This is a genomic window from Pseudomonas mendocina, assembly GCA_037482215.1.
GTDB lineage: Bacteria > Pseudomonadota > Gammaproteobacteria > Pseudomonadales > Pseudomonadaceae > Aquipseudomonas > Aquipseudomonas mendocina_E.
In genome coordinates, this window is the sequence record CP148074.1 from 1012776 (window position 1) to 1037388 (window position 24613).

Here is a 24613-nt window from a genome sequence, read left to right on the forward strand (position 1 = left end):
AAGAATGCGCTGTAGGAACAGCTTCAGTCGCGAATAAACGTTATGGAGGGTGGGTAAAGCCTTGCAGTGATTTACCCATACTTCGGTATCTGGGGATCAGACTAACCGTGCATCCAGGCTGTTCTGTGCCAGGCGTTGGGCTTGCTCTTTGGTCATGTTCAGGCTGTCGTACAGCGCGGCGAAGTTTTCGCCTACGTAGCCGCCGAAGTAGGCCGGGTCATCTGAGTTCACCGTGACTTTCACACCGCGTTCCAGCATTTGCAGGATGTTGTGCTGGCTCATGTCGTCGAAAACGCAGAGCTTGGTGTTGGAAAGCGGGCATACGGTCAGCGGGATTTGTTCGTCGATGATGCGCTGCATCAGGCGCTCGTCTTCGATGGCGCGTACGCCGTGGTCGATGCGTTTGATCTTGAGCAGATCCAGCGCTTCCCAGATGTACTCGGGCGGGCCTTCCTCACCAGCGTGGGCCACCGCGACCAGCCCCTCACTGCGGGCTTTGGCAAATACGCGCTCAAACTTGCTGGGCGGATGGCCTAGCTCTGAGCTGTCCAAACCAACGGCGACAAAGGCGTCGCGGAACGGCATGGCCTGTTCCAAGGTTTTGAAGGCTTCTTCTTCGCTGAGGTGACGCAGGAAGCTGAGGATCAGGCCGTGAGTAATGCCTAACTGTTGCTCGCCATCTTTCAGCGCCTGAGTAATCCCGCGCACCACCACTTCAAAAGGAATGCCACGGTCGGTGTGGGTTTGCGGATCGAAGAACGGTTCGGTGTGAATCACGTTCTGCTCTTTGCATTTGAGCAGGTAAGCCCAGGTCAGGTCGTAAAAGTCCTGTTCGGTGCGCAGCACGTTGGCGCCCTGGTAATAAAGATCGAGAAACTCCTGCAAATTGTTGAAGGCATACGCGGCACGCAAGCTTTCGACATCATTCCAGGGTAGGGCGATTCTATTGCGCTCGGCCAAGGCAAACAGCAGTTCAGGCTCAAGAGAACCTTCCAGATGCAAATGGAGTTCAGCCTTGGGCAAGGCGTTGAGCCAGTCGTACATGGCAACCTCAAATCATAAGAAAAGCCGGATATTCTAACCGCTTGGTCAGGTTTTTCCTGTCTTTCCTGCGGGTGTCGGTCTGATTATTCAGGGCGGTGATCAGCATCCTGATCGCTTTAGACAAGCAGGAGAACAACTTCAAGGTTAGCGTGGCGTAGCCGAGTACTGAGGGAAAGTGGACGACAGGTGTTCTACAGCGGTTTCAACAGGCTGCGCCCGCGGCTGATATCAGCCAGCACGCGTTGCAGGGCTTCGGTGCGCTGCGGGGGCAGGGCGAGTTCCAGCTCAGCGCCGCTGGCGTCGTAGGTTTCGCTGACCAGCAGACAGTCGAGATCGCCAAGGCGGGCTTTTAATACCGGCAGTTCAGCGAACAGGCAGTGGCAGCGGTAGTGGGTACGGGCAACCAACTCTTGGCGTTGCGCCGCTTGTAGGCATTTATTGGCACTGCCGCCGTAGGCGCGAGCGAGGCCGCCGGTGCCGAGTTGAATGCCGCCGTACCAGCGGATCACCAGTACAGCGACCTGGTCGCAATCCTGCCCTTCGATGGCAGCCAGAATTGGGCGCCCAGCGGTGCCGCCGGGTTCGCCGTCGTCATTGAAACGGTATTGATTACCGACTTTCCAGGCCCAGCAATTGTGGGTGGCAGCTGGGTCACTGTTGGCTGCAATAAACGCCATGGCCGCCTCCGCACTGGTGGCTGGGGCGGCGAGAGCGATAAAGCGGCTTTTACGGATTTCTTCGCGGTATTCGCAGGGTTCAAGCAGGGTGAAGGGCATCGGTATGTTCAGGCAGCTTAATGCCACAGCCTTTAAGAATGATGTGCACCAGATTATCAGATGCCTGCTCGAAGTTCGCTTTGGTCATACGGGCGTGACCGGTTACACGGCCGATCTGTGAGGCGAAGTCTGCGTAGTGCTGGGTGCTGCTCCACAGCATGAAAATAAGATGGGTCGGGTCGATCGGGTCCATCTTTCCGGCTTTTTGCCAGGCTTCGAACACTGCAACCCGGCCTTGGAACCAGTTGCGGTAATCCTGGCCTAGCATGGTGGCGAGGATTTCGCCGCCGCTGATCACTTCCATCGCATAGATACGCGAGGCTTTGGGGTGACGGCGGGCGTGTTCCATTTTTGCGCAAATGTAGGTGGAGAGCGCTTCGTACGGGTCATCCTCAGCGGTGACGCTGTCGAAGGAGGTGTCCCACAGCTTAAGGATGTTGAGCAAGACAGCTTTGTACAGGTCCAGCTTGTTGCCAAAGTAGTAATGCAGATTTGCCTTGGGCAAGCCGACATTCTGGGCAATGGTATTCATGCTGGTGCCCTTGAAGCCATGGCGCGCGAATTCCTCTTCGGCGGCCTTGATAATGGCTTCTTTATTTTTCTGTCGGATTCGGCCAACAGGTTTTTCAACAGAAATAGGGGTTGGTGCGGCAGCGTTCATAGTAGTTGTTAGAGGCTATTAGGGCTGAATAGGTGCACTGATACCCCAGTACCACATGAATGACAAGGTTTAGTGCCTGACGATATTGAAAGTTCACAAGTTTCAGGTAGTTAGGCATGCGTGTGGTGCGAGTTATGGGGGGCTTGCACGCTGTTGGTGCAATACGGCAGTAAAAAGCGGCGCCAACAACGTTGGCGCCGCCTGATGCTCAGACTTTGAAGGCCGCGATCAGCTTGTGCAGGTCGCGGGTCATGCCGGCCAGTTCGTCACTGATGTTCACGGTGCTTTGCGCCTCAATGGCATTGCTGTCGCTGAGCTTTTTGATTTCCAGCGTGTTCTGCTCAACACCCTGTACCACTGTGGCTTGCTGTTCAGCGGCCGAGGCGATCTGAATGTTGTGGTCAATGATCTGGTCCATGCTGCCGGTAATCTGTTCAAAGATGCTGGCTGTCAGGTTGATCTGTTCCACGCTCTGCGCCGCACTGTGGTGGCTGCCGCGGATGGTTTTCACTGCATCGCTGACCTGCACGCGCAAGCGCTCGATGGTCTGGTCAATCTCTCCTGTCAGCTGATGTGAGCGGATGGCGAGGCTGCGGACCTCATCTGCCACCACCGCAAAACCGCGCCCCTGTTCGCCTGCGCGAGCCGCTTCAATAGCTGCATTCAGGGCCAACAGGTTGGTTTGTTCGGCAACGCTTTTGATCAGGTCAACGGCTTTGGCGATCTCTTGGCTTTCAAGCTCTACCGAGGTAATCGCACGGATGGAGTCGTCCATCTCAGAGAAGAGCTGGTTGATGCGCTGAACAGCGTGCCCAACCTGCGTGCGTCCCTCGCGGCATTTGTCGCCAGCCATATTGGCTTTCTCGGCGGTTACGTGGGAGTTACGGCTTACTTCCTGCACGTTGCTCACCAGTTCGCTCATGGAGGTGGCAATCAGCTCCAGTTCGCGGGCTTGCTGTTGGATGCTGTTTTGGCTGGTGGAGGATATATCGCTGACGTTCTGCGCCTTGCTGCGGGTCGACTCAGAGAAGGTGGCCACTTCGCGGATCAGTTGGCTGACGCGACTTTGCATCTCGTTGAAGTCATTGGCCAGATCGCCCAACTCATCTCGGGCCTGAGTGCGCAGGGACTGCATCAGATCGCCTTCGGCCATGCGCCGGGTTGCCGTGGTGATGTCACGGATGGCTTGGCGCACGGACAGATAAAAACCGATAAACAAGTACACCAGCAACAGGACAACCAACCCCAGTGTCACGGCCCAAAACACCAGCGCGCGTAGGTTTTCGTTGATGCGCGCCTGCAACAGGCTGGAGGTTTCGCTGAGTAGAATGTCTTTAGCTTGGTTGAGCATGTCGACCTGCGGCAACGCATCGTCGTAGCGGGTCTTCCAGCGCTCCTGACCTTCCAGATCGAAATAGCCGCTTTTGGTGTACACATCGACGACGTTGCGTTTGTACGCCTCAGCGGCTTGTTTGGCTGCTTCAGTCATCAGGTTGATGGCATCTGGGTTGCCTTTACTGGCGGTTCTGTTCGCGTACAGCTCTAGCGCAGGCAGTTGATTGACGATAGTTGGGCGCGTGGTGGATTCGAGATAGCCATAGGCCGACAGATAAGCCGAGAAGGTGCGGGTGTTATTCATCACCTCGTACAGCGGCATCAGTTGTGTGAGCAGCAGATTGACGTTGCGGTAGATACGCGGGTCGCTGTCCTGGCTCAGTTTGGTTGCGGCGGCAATCTCGCTGATATTGCCGCTAAAGGTGTACAGATAGCGGCCATGGGCGATCATTTGCGCGCTGAGGCCTTGGGTGCCCAGCTTCTTTTTGTCGACTTCAAGGCCCGGGTCTTCGGTTGGGCTTAGCAAGTTCTCAAAGATCGGATCGTGCAACTGCTCATTCAACGCCTTGGCGTTTTGGGTAAAGGTTTGGCTGTGCTCATTGAGCATTTTGCTGACGTCATCTTTGTTACGCGCATAACTGACAACGTGCAGGCCACTTAGCTCGTAGGCGTGGTGGTAGACCGGGAGATACTTCTCAATAGCTTGGAGGCCCTGCATTTCTAAGCGCGATTGCTCAAGTACGGCATTCAAATCTGCAAGTTTGCTGATTGACAGGCCGCAGTAGGGCAGCATGAACAAGGCGAAAATCAGCATGAACTTATGGGCATAACGCGCGCGGTTCATGAGGGCCAGAACCGGTGTGAAGAAGTGCATCGTCCGTCGCTCTCTAATTATTTAGTTTTATCGGCAAGCTACTTAAGGAACGGGGCATTCGTTGATGCGTTATCGGGCTGCCTCGTCTTGTGGCGTTTTGATAGCAAGAATCTTGCCGTCATTTAACTGCCGTTGAGACGTTGACAAAATTTGCGCCGCTCTAGGCCGTTCAGGCCAGCTCGTTCAAGAAGCTTTCCAGCACTAAATGTGCTCTGCGGCCTTTACGGGTCACGGCTCCGAGGCTGATGTCGTAATAGCGAGTGGCGGGTTTGAGTGCGCGCAATCGACCCTCTCGCACCCAGACCTGCGCGTAGTGATCCGGTAGGTAACCTATATAACGCCCGGTCAGTAACAGGAAGGCCACACCTTCACGGTCAGAGGCGCTGGCCGTGCAGTTGAGCACCTGATAATGGCTCTGCACATCTGGCGGCAGGCGGAAGGTCGGCGCGATCGCTTCCTGCGTGTTGAGGCGTTCATCTTCCAGCTGGTTGTCATCCACATAAAACAACGGATGGCCCACGGCGCAATACAACAGTGAGCGTTCTTCATACAGGCTCTGGTATTCCAAGCCAGACAGCGCGCCCACCTGCGGCACTACGCCAATGTGCAGGCGGCCATCGAGAATCCCTTGCTCAACCTCTGACGGTGTCGTCATACGGATGTTGATGCGTACATCCGGGCCACGCTCCTTAAGGCGGGAGAGGGCGTTGGTGATCAGCATGTGCGGGATGGTCACCAGGTTATCGGTCAGGCCGATGTTCAGCTCGCCGCGCAAGTGCTGGTGCAGGCCGTTTACCTCCGTACGGAAGCTTTCAAGCGCCGCTAACAGTTGCATCGAACTCTGGTACACCTCGCGGCCTTCCTCCGTCAGGGCAAAGCCTGCCCGGCCGCGCTGGCACAAGCGTAGGCCCAGGCGCTGTTCCAAGTCGCTCATCTGTTGGCTGATGGCCGAGCGGCCAATCCCCAGCGCGCTTTCAGCGGCGGAGAAACCGCCGCACTCAACCACGGTGCGAAAGAGTTTGATCAGGCGGATGTCAAAGTCGCTGACTTGGGCAAGAGGTTCCGGGCGGCGTGTGCTCATAGTTTAGTGGCTGCTTAACTAAAGATATAAAGAGTCATGTTTTCCTGACTCTAAGCCTCTGGCACCTTTGACTGCAACTGCTTCTCTTACAAAAACACCGTCTGTCCTTGCGAGGCCACACATGAACATGCCGCAGACTGCTATGCCATCCGTAACCAGCGAGTTGAATCTCGACGCTCACTGGATGCCGTTCTCCGCTAATCGTCAGTTCAAGCGTGACCCGCGCATGATCGTGGCTGCCGATGGCAACTACTTCATTGATGACAAAGGCCGTCGCGTATTCGACAGCCTGTCCGGTCTGTGGACCTGCGGCGCTGGTCACAACCGCGCTGAAATCCAGCAAGCCGTGGCCAAGCAACTGAGCACCCTGGATTACGCTCCAGGCTTCCAGTACGGCCATCCGCTGTCCTTCCAACTGGCTGAGAAGATCGCTGAGATCATGCCAGCAGGTCTGGACCACGTGTTCTACACCGGCTCAGGCTCCGAGTGTGCCGACACCTCGGTGAAAATGGCCCGTGCCTACTGGCGCCTGAAAGGCCAGCCAAGCAAAACTAAATTCATTGGCCGTGCTCGCGGCTACCACGGCGTGAACATCGCCGGTACCAGCCTGGGCGGCATTGGCGGTAACCGCAAAATGTTCGGCCAGATGATGGACGCTGACCACCTGCCGCACACCCTGCAACCGAACATGGCCTTCACCAAAGGCATGGCGCAAACCGGTGGTGTGGAACTGGCTAACGAGCTGCTGAAACTGATCGAACTGCACGACGCCTCCAACATTGCTGCGGTGATCGTTGAGCCGATGTCCGGTTCTGCCGGTGCCATCGTGCCGCCGGTTGGCTACCTGCAACGTCTGCGTGAAATCTGCACCCAGCACAACATCCTGCTCATCTTCGACGAAGTGATCACCGCTTACGGCCGTATGGGCAAGTGGACTGGTGCTGAATACTTCGGCGTTACCCCAGACATCATGAACACCGCCAAGCAGGTCACCAACGGTGCGATTCCGCTGGGCGCTGTGATCGCCACCGGCGAGATCTACAACACCTTTATGAACCAGCCGACCCCAGAGCACATGGTTGAGTTCGGCCACGGTTACACCTATTCGGGTCACCCGGTTGCCATGGCGGCAGGCCTGGCGACTCTGGAGCTGCTCAAGCGCGACAACCTCATCGAACAATCCGCTGCCCTGGCGCCGGTATTCGAAGAGAAACTGCACTCGCTCAAAGGCACCAAGAACGTCGTCGACATCCGTAACTGTGGCCTGGCCGGTGCAATTCAGATTGCCCCGCGTGATGGCGATGCAGTGATCCGTCCGTTCGAAGCCGGTATCAAACTGTGGAACGCAGGCTTCTACGTCCGCTTCGGTGGCGACACCCTGCAGTTTGGCCCAACCTTCAACACCACACCTGAGCAGCTGGACACCCTGTTCAACGCCGTGGGCGACATACTGGCGGTGCTTGACTAATGAGCCAGCGCCCACAAGCAGTACCGACCGTACAAGTCGACAACGACGAAGTCATCGTCACCGAATGGCGCTTTGCACCGGGGGCCGAAACTGGCCACCACCGCCACGGTTATGACTATGTGGTGGTGCCGATGACCAATGGCACCCTGCTGCTGGAAACCCCAGAGGGCGACAAGCGCGCTCCGCTGGTGGCCGGGCAGGCTTACTTCCGCAAGGCCGGGGTATGCCACAACGTAATTAACGACACCGACCATGAAGTGGTCTTTGTCGAAACCGAGATCAAGTGATCTTCACGGGCTGCCAGCGGGCAGCCCGATTCAAGAACAAGTAAGTGAGGTTTGCATGAGCATTGTTGGCCATTTGATTAACGGCGAAGTGGTTCAGGGTACTGGCCGCAGCGTTGACGTATACAACCCATCCACCGGCGCTGTGACCAAGAAAGTCGCACTGGCCGACCGCGCTACCATCCAGCAGGCCATCGACGTGGCCAAGGCCGCCTTCCCGGCCTGGCGTAACACTCCGCCTGCCAAGCGCGCGCAAATCATGTACCGCTTCAAGCAACTGCTGGAGCAGAACGAAGACAAAATCTCCCAGCTGATCAGCGAAGAGCACGGCAAAACCCTCGAAGATGCTGCCGGTGAGCTGAAGCGCGGTATCGAAAACGTCGAGTTCGCCTGTGGCGCGCCGGAAATCCTCAAAGGCGACTACAGCCGTAACGTCGGCCCGAACATCGACGCGTGGACTGACCTGCAACCGGTTGGCGTTGTAGCGGGTATCACCCCGTTCAACTTCCCGGCGATGGTGCCGCTGTGGATGTACCCGCTGGCCATCGTTTGCGGTAACTGCTTCATCCTCAAGCCGTCTGAACGTGACCCAAGCTCCACCCTGTTCATTGCTCAACTGCTGCTGGAAGCCGGTCTGCCGAAGGGCGTAATGACCGTCATCAACGGCGACAAAGAAGCGGTAGACGCGCTGATCGAAGCCCCGGAAGTCAAAGCCCTGAGCTTCGTTGGTTCGACTCCGATTGCCGAATACATCTACAGCGAAGGCACCAAGCGCGGTAAGCGCGTACAGGCTCTGGGCGGCGCGAAAAACCACGCCGTGCTGATGCCAGATGCCGACCTGGACAACGCCGTAAGCGCACTGATGGGCGCTGCCTACGGCTCCTGCGGCGAGCGCTGCATGGCCATCTCCGTAGCGGTATGCGTAGGCGATCAGATCGCTGATGCACTGGTACAGAAACTGGTTCCGCAGATCAAAGCGCTGAAAGTGGGTGCGGGTACTTCCTGCGGTCTGGACATGGGCCCGCTGGTTACTGCCGCTGCCCGTGACAAAGTTAAAGGCTACATCGACGCTGGTGTAGAGCAGGGCGCTGAGCTGGTTGTAGACGGCCGCAGCCTGGTGGTTGACGGTCACGAAAACGGCTTCTTCGTCGGCGGTACGCTGTTCGACAAAGTCACCCCGGAAATGACCATCTACACCGACGAAATCTTCGGCCCGGTTCTGTGCATCGTGCGTGTTGGCAGCTTGGAACAAGCCATGAAGCTGATCAACGATCACGAATACGGCAACGGCACCTGCATCTTCACCCGTGACGGTGAAGCGGCTCGCCTGTTCGTTGACGAGATCGAAGTGGGCATGGTCGGCGTTAACGTGCCGTTGCCAGTACCGGTTAGCTACCACAGCTTCGGCGGCTGGAAGCGCTCCCTGTTCGGCGACCTGCACGCTTACGGTCCGGACGGCGTTCGTTTCTACACCAAGAAAAAAGCCGTCACTCAGCGTTGGCCGCAGCGCGCCAGCCACGAGGCTGCGCAATTCGCCTTCCCGAGCAACGGTTAAGGCCTATGTTCCAGATGCAGCACCGCATTTCGGCTCAGCACTGCCACACACAATCGGGCCACACGGCCCGGTTGCTGGCTGCGCGCACGAGTACGAACGCGTTCGCTGCGCTGGAACGCTTTGCACACAGGATTTAACAAAAGGGCTGGTCACACGACCGGCCCTTTTTTTGCTTTAGATTTTGCAACACCGATAACAAAAACAGCCGCGCGGGCGCGGCGCTGGTACAGAGGCTAAACGCCTCTGCACCCCTTGCGGGAACGGGCTCTTAGTGTGCCCGTCACGCTTATGAGACCGCTCCCTCAAGGGCAGCCCACTTCAATCAACAGAACCCGCCACGGGAGGCCTCCGGCCACCGCTACGGTTCTTAGAAGAGGACACCCTTGAAATGAGTAAACCAATGATTGGCCTTCCACTGTGTCGCTGGCAGCTGACCGACCGAGATATCGGCTGGTTTCATCTGGTTGGCGAGAAGTACATACAGTCAGTGACCGGTTATGGTGCGTTTCCCCTGATGATTCCCGCTTATGGGGATGATCTCGACATGGAAACCGTGCTCGACAATGTAGACGGCATCATGTTCGGCGGCTCCCTGTCGAACGTTCACCCAAGCTGGTATGGCGATGACCACCCCGGCCTCGGCCTTGCCGACAAACCCCGCGACGCCACCGTGCTGCGCCTGATGCGCGCCTGCATTGATCGCGGCATCCCCTTTATCGGCATCTGCCGTGGTGTACAGGAGCTGAACGTCCTGCACGGCGGCACCCTGCACCGCGAAGTGCACAACGTCCCCGGCCGCCTCGACCACCGCGAGCGCAAAGAAGTCCCGGATGACGTCGCTTACGGCCCCATGCACGACGTCACCCTCACCGAAGGCGGCGTGCTGCATAACCTGATTGGCGAACGTACCGTGAAGGTCAACTCCCTCCACGGCCAAGGCATCGACCGCCTGGGCGAAGGCCTGCAAATTGAAGCCGTCGCCGAAGACGGTCAGATCGAAGCCGTCAGCGTAATCGGCGCGAAAAACTTCGCCGTCGGTGTGCAATGGCACCCTGAGTATCGCTATTGGGAGAAGAGCGACTACAACGCACTGCTGCAAGCATTCCATGATGCGTGCAGTGAGTATCAGGCTAAGAAGAAGCAGAAGAAGGTGGCTGTGGAAGTGGCTTGATCGGTGTTGATAGTTAGATAAAAGCGCCCGCCAATTTGGCGGGCGTTTTTACTTTGAATGTCTGGAGGTTGTATCTATTTGCCTTCAACTGATTACATCAGATGAAGGCATACAAAATGACAAGAGTCCCAACGCCGATAACACAAAGCCACCACGCTACTCGCAAACGAATTCTGATTGTGGGGGGCAAGTTTTCCAATTCGGTAGGGTCAAGCTCGCCTCTGCGTATATACCCACCGGGCCGGAGCGCAACTGCCGCCAAGCTGCTGATTAGAATAAAGCGAGAGACAATTCCTTTACCGCCCCACAAGCGACACCGGTTTCTGACATAGGTGCTATTAGGAAAGGTCGCAAGGATTACATCCATCTCCCGATAGGCTTGGTATAGAAAAAGCAAAATGCCTGCGAGTGCGATAACAAATGGCAGCAACAAGAGCGTAATGGCTGCAATCGGAGGCAATGCGTTTATCCAGGTACTCACTGGGGAATTTCCTCGTAAATTCTTCCACCGATATTCTCGCCAATTTCACTTCCCACTTTCCCGCCGAAAAATGAAACGGTTCCGATCACTCCCAAGCCGCAGATCACACCTCCCACACCTCCAGTACCTAGACCAATAAAGGCGCAAAGCGAGCCAGCGGATGAACTTGCAATGGCCATAGATGCTGTGCCGATAACAAGTCCTCCTGCCAAGCTGCCTGCCTCAGTGTATTTGACCTTTTCGCATGCTGTGGCACTGCCCGCCTCACATACTTCCTTAATTTTTACACCTGAAGCGGTAACGCTGAGGGCCATTCCAATGTGTCCACCGCCTTTGAGGATTTTTGCGGCTTTTGCTATCTCCCTCATGTGTGTTGCATAACCAGGTATCTGGTTCGGGGCTCCGCTTCGGCTCCAATGATGGACAACACTGCGTGTAGAAATACCTAAGTCTCGACGTAACGTGTGGTAACTGCCTAAACCAAGTTGTTTACCTAGAAGGGTGAGCTTTAATTGCTTATCAAGGAGGCTCAACAGTTTCTTCCGCGTTTGAAAGAACTCGGGACTTTGTAGGTGCCCGTGCGTAGCGAATTCACGCTGATGGAGGTACTCAATATCATGCAAAGTACCCTCAACAATCTTCAGTCCTTTGTCGAAGACGTCTTTGGATACCCCTAACGAATCACTCCCGCCACTGAGCATTAAGGCTATTTCTGCCTGATGTTTAGTCATGAAGTCAGCTTCAGGCTCGCTCAACGGCTCTAAAGCCGTGCGCACTTGAGCGGCGGCATTCATGAGATCCGCTTCCTCACGCAAACAAGCAGTGGGATTAACGAGGTTGCCCAGTACAAACATTTCGCCAGCCTTAAAGCCTTGATCAAATGTAGGGTTCAGGGACTTAATGCGACTGACAAGATTTGCATCAGGCTTTTCTATAAAAAGTATTGCTAGGACCTGATCGCCACTCATACTGCGGGGTATCAGGTAAAAACCTGGGGAAAGTGGAGCTGGTGTTCGCACTTGCTCTGCCTGTGGGGATACAAGCATCTCGGTAGCCGGTGTCTGCGGATTCCACGCTGCAAACGAAGCTCCCCCGTTTCCAGGCTTTACCCTATTTGAGGCGGTCTCGGTCCAGCTTTGGCTTGGCTTCCAGCTTAAATCACGATTACCACTGCCATCGGTTTTCCAGGAAGAGTCAGCATTCCATTCCTGATCAAATGTGTACGATGAGCCCGTCTTATTGTCCGTGGCCATGAAAAACTCCCTGTATACCTTTGCTCTGGCATGAGTCTACGAAAAAAGGCAGGCTTGACAAAATCCAAGAAGTTCAACGTGTGGTTTGTTCTAAGTTTTCAGGTTACTGGTTAATTGCAGTGTTCGTATTTATCGGCATCTGCCGTGGCGTACAAGACTCAATGTCCCTGGCCGCCTCGACCACCGCGAGCGCAAAGAAGTCCCCCGACGACGTCGCCTTCACCGGCGAACTGCTTTACGAGGTAATCCAATGAGTTGGTTCTGGGGTTCGTGGTGGCCATTCATTGTTATGGCCACGCCTTTCGTGATCGTCCTAATCGGCCAGGCCTTAACTGTGTATATGGTTTACCACGACCTCGAACGTGTCCGCAGCTTGTTCCCGAACAGCCGGTTTATACGAAATCAGCTGGGGATGTGGTCAGGCGCAGGGTTTATCGCCAGGTACATGCAGTTGAACGCGATCTGCGGGGCCATCTGCTTGGAGCGTTATTACGTGAAACGAGGTGAACTGGATCCGAAAGAGATGGCCATGGTTCCGATCGGTATGCGCGCTCGCGCTTGGTGGTCTTCTGGCCTGCTGGCTCTTGGAATCGTATGGATTGCCGTGGCTCTTCCAGTGCTGAAGCATTTGAAGCCTTAGCAAGTAGGGTGGATGACGCTTTTTTCATCCACCAAATTCCCGACTACAACTCCGGTTTAGGCTGTGTCCGCACTGGCCAATGGTGGATGGCTTTGTCCATCCACCCTAGGGTTTGGTGTTTTTAGCCTCCAGCGCGCGAGTTAAAGGGTTCGCCCCAGCGTCCGAGCACCCTGAAAATCTGTATTTCAGCTCTTTGTCAGCCCAGCTTTACCCATCCTTTACCCTTTACTGCGTTCCGTTGGTCGGGGGTGTTGGCTAGCATGGCCATCATTGTGGAAACACCGCTTAATCAATTGGATGCAGTCGCCATGTCGTTACGCTCAAACCTTTTTTCGCCCCGCAGTTTGCTGATTGCTGTCGCGTTGGTTGCCGCCACAGGTGCGGGTTGGTGGTTTATGAAAGATGACGCCAACGCTGCCGCCAAGGCACCGCTGATCACCGCCACCAAGGGCAATATCGAGGACACCACCACCGCGTTGGGCACCTTGCAGCCGCTGGATTATGTGGATGTGGGCGCGCAGGTTTCCGGGCAGTTGATGAAGCTGCACGTGGCACTGGGGGATGAGGTGAAGCAGGGGCAGTTGCTGGCTGAGATCGACCCGCGCCTGATGCAGGCCAAGGTGGTGGCGACACAGGCGCAGCTGACCAATCAGCGTGCTCAGCTTAAGCAGACTCAGGCGCAGCTGGAGCTTGCGCAGATTCAACTCAAGCGCCAGCAGGCGTTGTTTGCGGAGAAAGCAACCAGCCAGGAACTGCTGCAAACCGCGCAGGCGGATGTGAAGGTGAAGTCCGCGCAGATCGAAGCCTTGCAGGCGCAAATTGCCCAAACTGAAGCGGGGCTGGAAGAAGATCGCACCAACCTCGAATACACCAAAATCTTCGCGCCCATGGACGGCACCGTGGTGTCGCAATCGGCCAAACAGGGCCAGACCCTCAACGCCAACCAGCAGGCGCCGGTGATTGTGCAGATCGCCAACCTGTCGCGTATGACGGTGGACACGCAAGTGTCCGAGGCCGATATCAGCAAGCTCAAGGAAGGCATGCCGGTGTACTTCACCACCCTTGGCAGTGAGCAGCGCTGGGAGGCCACGCTTCGGCAGATTCTGCCGACGCCGACGGTGACCAATAACGTGGTGCTCTACAACGCTCAGTTCGATGTGGATAACCCCGAGCGCAAGTTGATGACGCAGATGAGCGCCCAGGTGTTTTTTATCAATGCCAAGGCAGACAACGTGCTGACCATTCCCGTGTCGGCGTTGCAGAACCGCCGTGGCCGCCCGCTGCCGGATGGGGCGACGGTGTACCGCTTGCAGGTGATGGAGAAGGGCAAGCCAGTGGAGCGCATGGTCAAGATCGGCCTGCGTGACCGGGTTAATGCGCAGGTGCTGGAGGGCATTGTCGAGGGTGAGCAGTTGGCTGCTACGCAACCCGCTATGGCGCCACGCCCGGCCGGGGCTGAAGGTCAGGGCGCCGGTGGCGGCCGTCGTATGGGCCCTCCGGGCGGTGGTCCACGTTTCTAAGGCTTAGATCATGAGTGCATTAATCTCCTTGCGGAACATCACCCGCAGCTTCAACACGGGCGCAATCGAGGTGAAGGTGCTGCACGGCATCGACCTTGAGATCGCGCGCGGTGAGTTTGTCGCCATCATGGGGGCATCCGGCTCAGGCAAAAGCACCCTGATGAACATCCTCGGCTGCCTGGATAAACCCAGCGGTGGCGAGTACCTGTTTGCCGGGCATCCGGTGGCGGAGCTGGACACCGACGGGTTGGCGGCGCTGCGCCGTGAAGCCTTCGGTTTTGTGTTCCAGAGCTACAACCTGATCTCTTCCGCCAATGCGCTGGAGAACGTCGAGATTCCAGCGATTTACGCGGGCACTCCCGCTGCCGAGCGGCATGTGCGGGCGACTGATTTACTCAAGCGCCTGGGCCTGGGGGAGCGTTTGCGCAACCGCCCTAGCCAGCTTTCCGGTGGCCAGCAGCAGCGGGTGTCGATTGCTCGTGCGCTGATGAACGATGCCGAGGTGATTCTGGCGGACGAGCCCACCGGCGCGCTGGACAGTAAATCCGGGCAGGAAGTGTTGGCCCTGCTCAAGGAGCTGTCGGCCCAGGGTAAGACGGTGATCATCATCACCCACGACCGCGAAGTGGCTGCCCACGCTGACCGCCAGATCGAGATCCGTGATGGTTTGATCGTGGCCGACAGTGGCGCGAAAAAGTCTGAGGGCGCAGCACCTGTGGACTTTGCTCTGAACACCACACCCGCCGGTGCGGGCGCTGCGGATGTTAGCGAGGCTGTACGCATGGCCGGCCGTGCGCTTAAGGCTAATTTGTTCCGCACGGTGCTGACATTGCTTGGCATTGTGATCGGTGTGGCCTCGGTGGTGGCGATGCTGGCGGTGGGCAACGGGGCGCGGCAGAGCGTGGTGGATCGCATCAGTGCGATGGGGACCAATCTCCTGTCGATCCGCCCCGGCGCGCCGAACATGCCGCGCTCAGCCGATGGTGTGACGGCCACGCTGACCGCTGAGGATGGCAAAGCCATTGCGCAGCTGCCCAATGTTCGGGATGCGCTGGGTGAGCAGCAAGGCAGCGCGACGCTGCGTGCAGGCAATATCGACTACAAAACCAGCATTACTGCGACCAACGCGAGCATGACGGAGGTCCGTGAGTGGCCGGTGGCTCAGGGGGCATTTTTCAGCGAGGCGGATGAGCGTGCCTACGCGACGGTCACTGTGCTGGGCCAGACCGTGGCGCAAAACCTGTTCCCGGAGCAAAACCCGGTGGGGCAGTACGTGCTGATCCAGAACGTGCCGTTCCAGGTCATTGGTGTGATGAGTGCCAAGGGCGCAACACCATGGGGGCAGGATCAGGATGACGTAGCCCTGGTGCCGTTCTCCACCGGCAGCTTGCGTCTGTTTGGTCAGCGTTATGTGCAGAGCATTACGGCCTACATCGACGACATTGAGCGCATTACTGAAACGGAAGAGGTGATCCGGCAGGAGTTGCTTAAGCGCCATAACGGTGTGGAGGACTTCCAGATTCGTAACACTGCATCGCTACTGGATGCAGTGACGGCGACTCAGGACACCCTGACTATTCTGCTCGGTTCGATTGCGGCGATCTCGCTGCTGGTGGGCGGCATCGGCGTGATGAACATCATGCTGGTGAACGTCACGGAGCGTACCCGCGAGATTGGTATCCGCATGGCCACGGGGGCGCGCACGGGCAATATCCTTCAGCAATTCATCACTGAAGCACTGGTGGTGTCTGCCATCGGTGGGGTGCTGGGTGTGTTGCTGGGGCTGGGCGTTGCGTGGCTGCTGCGCATGTTTGGTACCTCGGTGGAGTTCACCCTGGCACCGGTGCTGTTGGCATTCGGTTGTGCCTTTGCGACCGGTCTTATCTTCGGTCTGATGCCTGCCCGCAAGGCGGCCCATCTCGACCCTGTTCAAGCTCTGGCTTCGGATTAATGGTGATGAAAGCGATGTTTAAACCGCTGCCTCTGGTGTGCGCATTAATGTTGGCGGGCTGCAATCTGGCGCCTGTATACGAAACGCCTGAATTGCCGCTGCCGGAACAATACGAGCAAGGACAGGGCAGTACGGTGGTTGATCCCCAATGGTGGCGGGTATTTGGCAGTGATGAACTGACCACCCTGGTTGAGCGCGCGGCCAGCGGCAACCTGGATTTGTCCACTGCCATGAGCCGTGTGCGTCAGGCAGATATTCAGGCCCGCATCGCCGGTGCGCCGTTGTTGCCATCGGTGAGCGGTAATGTCGGCGGCAGCCGTAATTTTGCGGCGGACAACGCCGGTGGCGGTGTGCGTGAGTCGTTCTCCGCAGGCTTGTCGATCAGTTACGAGCTGGATGTTTGGGGCAAGAACCGCAACAACCTTGAAGGCAGCCTTCAAGGTGCCCGAGCGACTGCCTTTGAGCGCGACACGGTAGCCTTAACGGTGGCTGCATCCACCGCCAGCAGTTACCTCAAAGTGTTAGAGCTGCGCGAGCGCGAACGCATCGCCCTGGATAACCTGGCCAACGCTGAAGAAGTGCTGAAAGTGGCCGAGGCCAAGACCCGTCTGGGCGCCAGTAGTGAGCTGGATTTGGTCCAGCAGCAGACCATGGTGGAGCAGCGCCGCGCCTCCATTCCGGGTATTCGCCAGCAACGCCAGACGGCTGAAAATGCGCTGGCTATCCTGATCGGTGAAATGCCTCAGGGCTTTGCTGCACAGGTTAAAGCAGACAGCCTCGGTGAGCTGATGCTGCCCCAGAGCACGGTGGCAGGGTTGCCTTCCGAATTGCTGCTGCGTCGCCCGGATATTCAGGCGCAGGAAGCGCGCCTGCGGGCTGCCAATGCAGATATCGGCGCAGCCCGTGCCGCGCTGTTCCCCAGCCTCAGCCTGACCGGCTCCAGCGGCTACAGTGCGGATGTGTTCAGCAACCTGTTTAACGGCGCCAATCTGGCCAGCAGCCTCGGCGCTTCGGTGCTGCAACCGATCTTCCGTGGCGGTGCTCTGCGTGGTGCCGTAGAGCTGTCGCAAGAACGCTATGTTGAACTGGCGGACGGCTATCGCAAGACCGTGATTACCGCTTTGCAGGAAGTGGAAGACGCGCTGATCGCCCTGCGTGAAGGCCAACTGCAATACCAAAGCCAGCAGCAGGTCGTAGCCTATGCGGAGAAAGCGTTCCGTCTGGCCGAGCTGCAATACCGTCAGGGTTCGGCCGATATCCTGACCGTGCTCAGCGCCCAGCAGAACTTCTTCTCAGCCCGTGACAGCCTGCTGCAGAACCAGTCCTCGCAGCTGCAAAATCAGGTGCAGCTGTACAAGGTGCTGGGCGGTGGTTACGGCGGTTGAGTCTGAGTGGGAGATGGGGGGCTGCCTTGCGGTAGCCCCTTCCTGAATCGCGAAGACTGAGGCGCGGCAATTAGCGTGTGCTGAGCACTCGCTGCAACAAACACTGTACGGCATCCACCTCGCCAACATAGGGGTTGCCGTGGCCCATCACGCAGCCAACTTGCTGATTACGCCAGCGCTCCCATTCACTGACCGGGTACTGGCGGTTCCACGCCTCGTAGGTGCGGCGGTCGCGGTTGGACAGGCGCAGGCGATACTGATCCGCCATATATAAATAGATGCGTGCCGCCGGGCCGCGAGCCTGTTCTGGTGGCATGGCGGTTTTCGCTGAGAAATCCACCACCATCTTGCAGGCACCGTATTGGCTAGGCTTTTGGCTGAGCATGCCGAGGGCAAAGTTGGAACGGTCGCTGTTCACCTCGCCAATGCTGGGCACTAAATTGTGCAGATCGGCTTCTGCGGCCTGATAGGTTGTGTCATTGCGCGAGCAATTATTGCGGCCGCCGTTTTGCCAGCACTTGCGTTGGTGGCCGATCACCCAGGCCGGGACCACATGCTCCCATTCCAGGCGGCGGGCACGTTCGGCCTGTTTGCGTGGTTGGTAGCCGCAACTGGCTAAATCAACCCGGTTTCCGTTGAAACGGCAGCCACAATAAAACGTAGTTGGCTGAGCAGCGTAGATCTGTCGGGCGATCTGTTTGGCGGTTGTAAGCGTTTGGGGAGGATCAGCCAGCAGGTTTTGACCGATCAGGAGTGTTGTCAGGAGTAGTGCGGAGGGCATTGCGCTGTCTGGTACGAAAAAGGCCGACCATCATACTGTGATTGGGCTCACTTATAGGGTGTGAGTCTGTTTCTATTGGAGTTATTTTCAGTTCGTTCTTATTGGGTGAAAGGTTTTTTTCAACTTTTGCGCCGTCTTGCTGTCTGCCATCTACCAATGAGATTTAACAGTTGGCGGTAAGTTGTTGGGATTTATTGACATATTTTTGTTTAAAAGTTGGTCAATGTAGCTTTCTTTTTGCTAGCTTTACCTCACAACACCGCAGCGGATGACCTCCACTGATGAGTACTGTGCAGCGATTTGAACGGACGAAAGATCGCACCGGAAGGCCAAATGGCACTACCGGGATGGCGCAGTGGCGCTGTTTTTCCCTTCTTAGCGTTTTGATTTTGCTGGTCTTGAGCGGCTGCTCAACGCGACAGGATCACAAAACCATTGTCAGCAATAGCAGCCCTGCCAAGGCCAGCGAGTTCTTCCAATCGCATGCTGACCGTATGGCAACACTGGGTATGCGTAATAACTTGAACAGCCTTTATCGGCTGATGGACAAGCTGTATCTGCGTAACCCCCGTGAGTGGCGTAAAACCGGCTTGCCTGATGCCGAGTCGGCCAAGGCTGCGGTGCATCGGGCGATTGAAAATGATGAGCCCCTGCCGCAATTGGGCGGGCGCAAGGATATTGCAGCATTGAGCTATACCTTGAGCGCCGAATACCAAGGGGACCGGGTAGGGGCCTTTATTTACTCCTTGGCCAGTATGCTGATTACCGCTCACGGTGGCCGTACTGAGTACTACATGAGCGATACCATTGACCCGAAGTTTGTGCACAACGCCGCACGTAATATTGAAGTAGCCAGTTGGATGTTGGCCCAGCGTACGGACGCTGAAGGCAAGCCTTGGCTGCTCTCCAACGAGATATCGGCGGACGGGCGTAACCTGAGTTATGCGGTGGAGTTCGGGAAGATTGTAGCGCGGCTTGATCTGCTCACCGATGTACTGGATGAGCGTTACCGCCGGTTGGGTGTGAGCTATGCGCAGAGTTTGCTGTTTATGAACTTCCTGCCGGTGCAGTGAGGCAGTGACCGCCCGACGGCTTATTGCAATTCCATGTGCAGTTGTTCAAGCGTGCCGTTTTGGCGCAGACGCTCCAAAGCCTCGGCAAAAATTCGAGCGCTGTCAGCGTTTTTTTTACTGAAGCCCACATAGCGCGGCATGATCACCAGCGGTGTGGGTAACACCCGTACTTGATGCTGCGCGTTTTCCAGTTTGATCCAGTACATCAGCTGCGCTTGATCCCCCACAATCACGTCAATACGTCCGGCCAATAACATCGAAACCAGTTGGCGTGGGTTGTTGGCTTGGGTATTGCGTGACAGAGGCGCCTTGTCGAAATTGCCTTCATAGGCGTAACCGCGAACTTGGCCGATAGTGAAGGGTGCTAAGTCATTAAAGCTCTTCCAGTCGGTCAAATTGACATTGCACGAGACGATAAACGCAGTACGCCCGTAACGGATGGGGCCGACCAGTTCGAACTGGCTGCGCCGTTCTGGGCTGTCGACAAAGGGAAAGGCGGCGGTGGCGGCATCCTTACTCAGCAAGCTGATGAGTCGTTGCCAGGGGTAGAGTTGTAATTGGTAGTTAATGTTGGCTTCGTCTAGTACGGCTTTTACCAGTTCGACGTCGTGGCCTTGTGGGGTGCGGCCGTCTTGGCCTAAGTAACTGTAGGGGGCGAATTTTTCATCCCCCAATATTCGCCAATCTTCGGCACAGGCTCCGAAGGAAATCCAAAGCAGTAGAAACAATACCGCTCTACACATACAACTCCTAGATAAAAAGTAGGAAATGAGCAGGCAAAAGGTGAGGCGCGTGAAGGGGTTGCTACGCTTTTTTATCACACCTTAGTGTTGAGTGTAATGGCAAAGGTATGGCTTTTTGTCCGGCTCATAACATGCACCAGTTGGAGCCACTTGCTGCATGCGTATTACTTAGCCGAGGTTGGCTATAAAGCGATCTACCGCTCCGATCATGTCTTCGTAGGACGTGGAGTTCATGACGAACACGACAAAGCCTTCGATGTCCTGTTTGGTCAGATGGAAGCTGATATGAATCAGCAGTACCACATGATTCTGTACGCGCGAGCCCAACACTTTTCGGGTATCACCGGAATCGACTGAGGCCATGCTGCATTCAAATGGGGTGCGGGTGATTTCGGACAATGAGGCCAGGCAGGCGTTGAGGACCACATTACCGACCTCCATCAGGGCATCGCGCTGAAATTGTTCCAGCTCGGTGCCGGGGGGGATTTCTCCAATAATGCTTTTGACCATTTCGAGGCTTTTGTCCTCCGGGAATATCAGCAGGGCATTGCCGGAGAAACGGCCAGTAAAAGGTTGGCGGATGCAATACATGGATTTGCTTTTACGGCCCAGATGGTCAGTCACTTCACTGACGGTAATAAAGTGGATTTCAGGCACGCTGAGCAGGACTTCGTCTTGCAGCATCTCACTCATGACAGCAGCGGCATGGCCGATGCCGATGTTGAACATCTCGCAGAGCACGTCCGTCTGTAGTGTCGATAGTTTGTGCATCTTAATGCCCCAGTGCGCGCAGCAGTGCTGGCCCCTTGTCTGCAGTGATGGGCTTAGCCAGGAAGGTCAGCCCACGTTCTTGTATTTTGGTTTGAATGGCAGATTGAATGTTGGCGGTGAGCATCACAATTTTGACGTTTGGATTTTCCTCCAAAATTGTGGTGGCTGCGTCTAAGCCACTGATGCCGGGCATGTTCAAGTCCATGCTGATGAGGTCAATGGCTTGCTGCCGACAGGTCTCGATAGCGCCTTCGCCGTTGGACGCTTCAAAGATTTTCCAGCTCGGGTGCAGGTTGCTGATGATGCTCTTGGTCATCATGCGAGAAACCATGCTGTCGTCAACGATTAGGAAGTTCTTGGACATGGTGATTAGGTCTCCACGCGATTGCGGCCGGATTGCTTGGCTTTGTAAAGTGCCTTGTCTGCCCTGATCAGTAATAGTTCAAGGGTTTCAGTCTCGACCGGGTCGAATACGGCGACACCAATAGATATGGTGATGTTGAAAGGCCGTGGTCCGTCGCCCAACGCCTGTGCCTTGATGGCCGCACGAATACGTTCGGCACTGTCTTCAGCTTGCTGAGGGTCGGTATGGGGCAGCAGCACGGCAAACTCTTCTCCACCTATGCGGCCGATCACATCAGCATCGCGTAGGTTGCTACGTAAGACGTCGCTGACGGCGCGAATGGCTAAATCACCTGAAGCATGGCCGTAGGTGTCATTGATCCGTTTGAAGTGGTCGATATCCAACATCAGCAAGCAGCAGGAGTGGTTATAGCGTTTGCAGCTGTCGATGATTTTCTCGCCCGCTCGATAGAACGCTCGACGGTTGTAGAGTTGTGTCATGGAGTCTGTGTTGGCCTGGGATTCGAGCATCTCCAGCAATTTACGGTGTTCAGTGACATCAAAGGCCCAGAGCAAATGGGCCAGTTTGCCTTCTATTTCCACCAGTTTCGCTGACAGCGAACTCCAGTACGGTTTGCCTGGCATTATCTGGGTTTGCAGATCGTCCACCCGCCCGTATTGCTCCAGTTCATCAATAAACTGTTGCCCTTGCAGGCGGTCCACCAAGAGGGATTTCAAAAAGAGCTTTTCCGGCGGCGTGCTCAGGTCCATTCGATCAAGCAAGGTCTTGTTGATAAACAACACTTCACCAGTGTCGGCACTCACTAAGGCCGCTTCACTAGGGCTGGCATCGAGAATGAAACGTAGCAGTTCTTTACTTTCTGCCAGCTGTCGAGTGCGCCGATTGACCCGGAATTCGAGACGTCTATTGACTAATGCGAGGTGGTTGGACATGCGTTTCGCGGCTTGCCTGTCCAAGATCAACTTGATGACTAGAGCTGCGATACCGATCAACAATAGGATCAGAATCCAGTTCAGCATGGCCAGCCGGTTGTACTGATTGACTCGAACTTTGTCCTGTTCCATTGAGCTGGCAACGTGTACAGCCATAACAGCTGCGCGCATTTCTTCTGCCAAGTCACAGACGTTCTCTGCTATCTCCCTGACTGTTGCATGGGTATCTGCTGTATTGGCGATTATGTAGCCCCATTGATCAATCTGGGTCCTGAGCTTTTCCAGTACGCTTCTTGATTCTGTCAGCGAGAACAGCAGGCTTTGCGGGGCGTTTTTTTCGGCCTCTTCTTCCATCAGCAGGCTGCTGAGTACCTCCAGGCGCATGGTGATTTCATCCAATGCATCTGTCGTTGGGGCTTTTACGGCCTCCAGGGCCAGGTGGTCGAGGTGGTGCAGCTCCAAGGCGATGTTGGTGATCTTCCAACGATCCGTGCTTTGGTGTGGGCGAGAGAGGGCATTCATCTCCAGCTGGGCAATGCGCAGTGCTACCAACGTGATGACGATCATCAGAATGACAGACAGCAGTAAGCCCTCTGCCAGCCAGCTCCCCCTAATGACACGTTTAAGCCTGCGTAGAGGCGGATACTTATTCAAAATGGATTTCATGTATCTGCCAGACCGACCTGTTTATATAAAGTTGTTGGTTCAGCTCGTTAAAGTCGTCAAATGGGTAAACCAAAATGAAAGGACCTTTGTCTCTGATCGTCAGGTTTTGTCCGTCACGCCGGTAGGCCAGTAGCGGATCGAACTGCTGTACATCGGAGAGTGGTATCGAAGCGAAATAACCATTTAAGGCCATGACCCGTATTGATTTGGCCGTACCTCCACTGAGCTTCAGCAACTCGTGCAGGCTGACACCTTGCCATTCATGACGGCCTGGTATCCCCAAAGGGGAGGGCAGCTGCTGTGTTCTTTTTATTTGTGGCAACGCGTCCAGTTGCGAGAGAACCAATTTGTTTTTATTTACGATGCCTTGGGTGTCGTGCCACACCAGCGTTAGCAGTGTTTTAGGGCGAGCTGTGGTTGTAGGGCTTTCAGTGGCTGAAGTGGTGTTAAACAGGCTTAGGAGAATTGAAATACCCAAAAAGCGGGCAAGGGCACAGGGGCTCATGGTTGATGCTGCCTCTTATAGTCGCGCCGGTTCATGCAGGGACCTGAATGTTCTTATGTAGATTGTCCCTCCCGGTCAGGTGTAACCGGTGTTTGGATACATCGTTCCGAGAGACTTCATTTGAAGGTTAGCGCAGAAATAGATGGCCGCTAGTCAGGCAGAGGGTAAAGTCTGTTGAGTATTTTTTAATGGCAAATGGATATTGGAAGCTTTTTGTAATGGAACAAAAAACCCCGCCGTAGCGGGGTTTAAGGAACTGAAGCGGATCAGACCTTACGCACAAACTCGGATTTGAGTTTCATTGCGCCAATGCCGTCAATTTTGCAATCAATGTCGTGGTCACCGTCTACCAGACGAATGCCTTTAACCTTCGTGCCAACTTTGACTACGAGGGACGAACCTTTGACTTTGAGGTCTTTGATCACGGTGATGGTGTCACCATCTTGCAGGACGTTGCCGACAGAATCTTTGATAACTTTGACGTCATCGCCAGCGTCGGCGGTTTCAGTGGCCGACCACTCGTGCGCGCACTCCGGGCAGACCAGCTGAGTGCCGTCTTCGTAGGTGTATTCGGAGTTGCATTTGGGGCAGGGTGGCAAAGTGCTCACTGTTGTGTCCTTGTGTGTTCCGTTGAAAAAGGCCGCATATTATATAAGGTTTTGTCTCATTTAGCCCGTAACCCGCTCACAAGCCTAGCGAGCTGGGGTTTGCGGCCAGTCCATTAGCCCTTTTTCTTTGAATCTGACAGTGCCGAGCAGGCCTCCACCCAGCTTGCCACTGAGCTCATAGGGCAAGCCTTTTTGCAGGTTCGGGTTATTGCTCACCGCCCATGCTTGGCGCAATGCCGAATAGGCTGAAAGGGTAAGAGGGATTCTCACCAGGGTTTCACCGTAGCGTGGCACTTCGCCGCTCTGGTCACTGACACCACTAAGCAGTGGCTGGTTGTTCACCTTTAAGTCCAGGGCTATACCGTTGAAGCTGATTGCTCGGTCGTTCGGGTTCTGCACCCGCAGGGTGATGGCAAAGCGCATTTCCAGCCCTTCTCCTGGCAAGGGTTCAACATTGACCAGTTGGATGCGCGGCGGGTCGCTGGGTGTCAGCGTGCTGCAGGCACTGAGCAGGCTCATCAAGGTAATCAGGCATAGGGTGAGCAGTGAGCGGGGTTGCAGAAAAGGCATGTTCAGGTTCCGTTTGAATGTGCAGTAAGCATAGAAGACCGCACGAGGATGCCAATGTTGCCCGGCAGTGGGCAACGACTTGGTCTCTAAGACCCTGGCAGAGCACCTGTACTGACTGCCT

At 55.9% G+C, this 24613-nt stretch carries 23 protein-coding genes; 9 read left to right on the top strand and 14 right to left on the bottom strand.

Going from position 1 to position 24613, the window contains the following annotated elements:
* Window positions 1-96 precede the first annotated feature (96 nt).
* The 5 genes from WG219_04590 to WG219_04610 form a co-directional block, all read right to left on the bottom strand.
* Entirely contained in the window at window positions 97-1044 is a 948-nt protein-coding gene (locus WG219_04590) for an adenosine deaminase (GenBank protein WXL26764.1), read from the bottom strand.
* Window positions 1045-1235: 191 nt separating this feature from the next.
* On the bottom strand, window positions 1236-1820 hold the full coding sequence (locus tag WG219_04595; protein ID WXL26765.1) for a YigZ family protein: 585 nt from the start codon (window positions 1818-1820) through the stop codon (window positions 1236-1238).
* Window positions 1801-2481: a TetR/AcrR family transcriptional regulator gene (locus WG219_04600; GenBank protein ID WXL26766.1), complete on the bottom strand. Its 681-nt coding sequence runs from the start codon at window positions 2479-2481 to the stop codon at window positions 1801-1803. Before WG219_04600 ends, WG219_04595 begins: the two co-directional genes overlap by 20 nt.
* A gap of 208 nt (window positions 2482-2689) precedes the next feature.
* Entirely contained in the window at window positions 2690-4690 is a 2001-nt protein-coding gene (locus WG219_04605) for a methyl-accepting chemotaxis protein (protein ID WXL26767.1), read from the bottom strand.
* 169 nt (window positions 4691-4859) lie between these two features.
* On the bottom strand, window positions 4860-5771 hold the full coding sequence (locus WG219_04610) for a LysR family transcriptional regulator (protein WXL26768.1): 912 nt from the start codon (window positions 5769-5771) through the stop codon (window positions 4860-4862).
* Between the two features lie 121 nt (window positions 5772-5892).
* Between WG219_04610 and WG219_04615 the strand changes: the two genes are divergently transcribed.
* From WG219_04615 to WG219_04630, 4 genes are all read left to right on the top strand, one after another.
* A complete protein-coding gene (locus WG219_04615) occupies window positions 5893-7239 on the top strand; it encodes an aspartate aminotransferase family protein (protein ID WXL26769.1) in 1347 nt (448 codons plus the stop codon).
* Window positions 7239-7526, top strand: coding sequence for a cupin domain-containing protein (locus WG219_04620; GenBank protein WXL26770.1), 288 nt, complete (start codon window positions 7239-7241; stop codon window positions 7524-7526). The genes WG219_04615 and WG219_04620 overlap by 1 nt, the downstream gene beginning before the upstream one ends.
* A 55-nt stretch (window positions 7527-7581) precedes the next feature.
* Window positions 7582-9078: a CoA-acylating methylmalonate-semialdehyde dehydrogenase gene (locus WG219_04625; protein WXL26771.1), complete on the top strand. Its 1497-nt coding sequence runs from the start codon at window positions 7582-7584 to the stop codon at window positions 9076-9078.
* Between the two features lie 388 nt (window positions 9079-9466).
* A complete protein-coding gene (locus WG219_04630) occupies window positions 9467-10249 on the top strand; it encodes a gamma-glutamyl-gamma-aminobutyrate hydrolase family protein (protein WXL26772.1) in 783 nt (260 codons plus the stop codon).
* Between the two features lie 477 nt (window positions 10250-10726).
* On the opposite strand, the gene WG219_04635 is transcribed toward WG219_04630, so the two are convergent.
* Complete coding sequence (locus tag WG219_04635; GenBank protein ID WXL26773.1) at window positions 10727-11983, bottom strand: hypothetical protein; 1257 nt, start codon at window positions 11981-11983, stop codon at window positions 10727-10729.
* Window positions 11984-12233: 250 nt separating this feature from the next.
* Here WG219_04635 and WG219_04640 point away from each other — a divergent pair, with 250 nt between their 5' ends.
* The 4 genes from WG219_04640 to WG219_04655 all read left to right on the top strand — a co-directional run bounded on the left by WG219_04640 (window position 12234) and on the right by WG219_04655 (window position 17479).
* Window positions 12234-12623, top strand: a complete 390-nt coding sequence (locus WG219_04640; GenBank protein WXL26774.1) for a hypothetical protein — start codon at window positions 12234-12236, stop codon at window positions 12621-12623.
* 260 nt (window positions 12624-12883) lie between these two features.
* The gene (locus WG219_04645; protein ID WXL26775.1) at window positions 12884-14143 is read left to right on the top strand and encodes an efflux RND transporter periplasmic adaptor subunit; all 1260 of its coding nucleotides are present in this window, start codon (window positions 12884-12886) and stop codon (window positions 14141-14143) included.
* A 10-nt stretch (window positions 14144-14153) separates the two neighbouring features.
* The gene (locus WG219_04650; GenBank protein WXL26776.1) at window positions 14154-16094 is read left to right on the top strand and encodes a MacB family efflux pump subunit; all 1941 of its coding nucleotides are present in this window, start codon (window positions 14154-14156) and stop codon (window positions 16092-16094) included.
* Between the two features lie 5 nt (window positions 16095-16099).
* Window positions 16100-17479, top strand: coding sequence for an efflux transporter outer membrane subunit (locus WG219_04655; protein WXL26777.1), 1380 nt, complete (start codon window positions 16100-16102; stop codon window positions 17477-17479).
* A 70-nt stretch (window positions 17480-17549) separates the two neighbouring features.
* Here the strand turns inward: WG219_04655 and WG219_04660 are convergent, their stop codons facing one another.
* Window positions 17550-18260 (bottom strand): endonuclease, encoded by a 711-nt coding sequence (locus WG219_04660; protein ID WXL26778.1) that lies wholly within the window; start codon window positions 18258-18260, stop codon window positions 17550-17552.
* Window positions 18261-18607: 347 nt separating this feature from the next.
* On the opposite strand from WG219_04660, the gene WG219_04665 reads away from it, so the two are divergent.
* Window positions 18608-19333, top strand: a complete 726-nt coding sequence (locus WG219_04665) for a hypothetical protein (protein ID WXL27936.1) — start codon at window positions 18608-18610, stop codon at window positions 19331-19333.
* Window positions 19334-19353: 20 nt separating this feature from the next.
* Here the strand turns inward: WG219_04665 and WG219_04670 are convergent, their stop codons facing one another.
* From WG219_04670 to WG219_04700, 7 genes are all read right to left on the bottom strand, one after another.
* Window positions 19354-20061 (bottom strand): transporter substrate-binding domain-containing protein, encoded by a 708-nt coding sequence (locus WG219_04670; protein WXL26779.1) that lies wholly within the window; start codon window positions 20059-20061, stop codon window positions 19354-19356.
* Window positions 20062-20244: 183 nt separating this feature from the next.
* Complete coding sequence (locus WG219_04675) at window positions 20245-20847, bottom strand: chemotaxis protein CheC (protein ID WXL26780.1); 603 nt, start codon at window positions 20845-20847, stop codon at window positions 20245-20247.
* 1 nt (window position 20848) lies between these two features.
* Entirely contained in the window at window positions 20849-21211 is a 363-nt protein-coding gene (locus WG219_04680) for a response regulator (protein WXL26781.1), read from the bottom strand.
* A 5-nt stretch (window positions 21212-21216) separates the two neighbouring features.
* Window positions 21217-22809, bottom strand: coding sequence for a GGDEF domain-containing protein (locus WG219_04685; GenBank protein ID WXL26782.1), 1593 nt, complete (start codon window positions 22807-22809; stop codon window positions 21217-21219).
* Window positions 22790-23314: a molybdopterin-dependent oxidoreductase gene (locus WG219_04690; GenBank protein WXL26783.1), complete on the bottom strand. Its 525-nt coding sequence runs from the start codon at window positions 23312-23314 to the stop codon at window positions 22790-22792. The genes WG219_04685 and WG219_04690 overlap by 20 nt, the downstream gene beginning before the upstream one ends.
* 266 nt (window positions 23315-23580) lie before the next feature.
* Window positions 23581-23922 (bottom strand): zinc ribbon domain-containing protein YjdM, encoded by a 342-nt coding sequence (locus WG219_04695; protein ID WXL26784.1) that lies wholly within the window; start codon window positions 23920-23922, stop codon window positions 23581-23583.
* Between the two features lie 84 nt (window positions 23923-24006).
* On the bottom strand, window positions 24007-24492 hold the full coding sequence (locus WG219_04700) for an LEA type 2 family protein (GenBank protein WXL26785.1): 486 nt from the start codon (window positions 24490-24492) through the stop codon (window positions 24007-24009).
* Window positions 24493-24613: the final 121 nt, after the last annotated feature.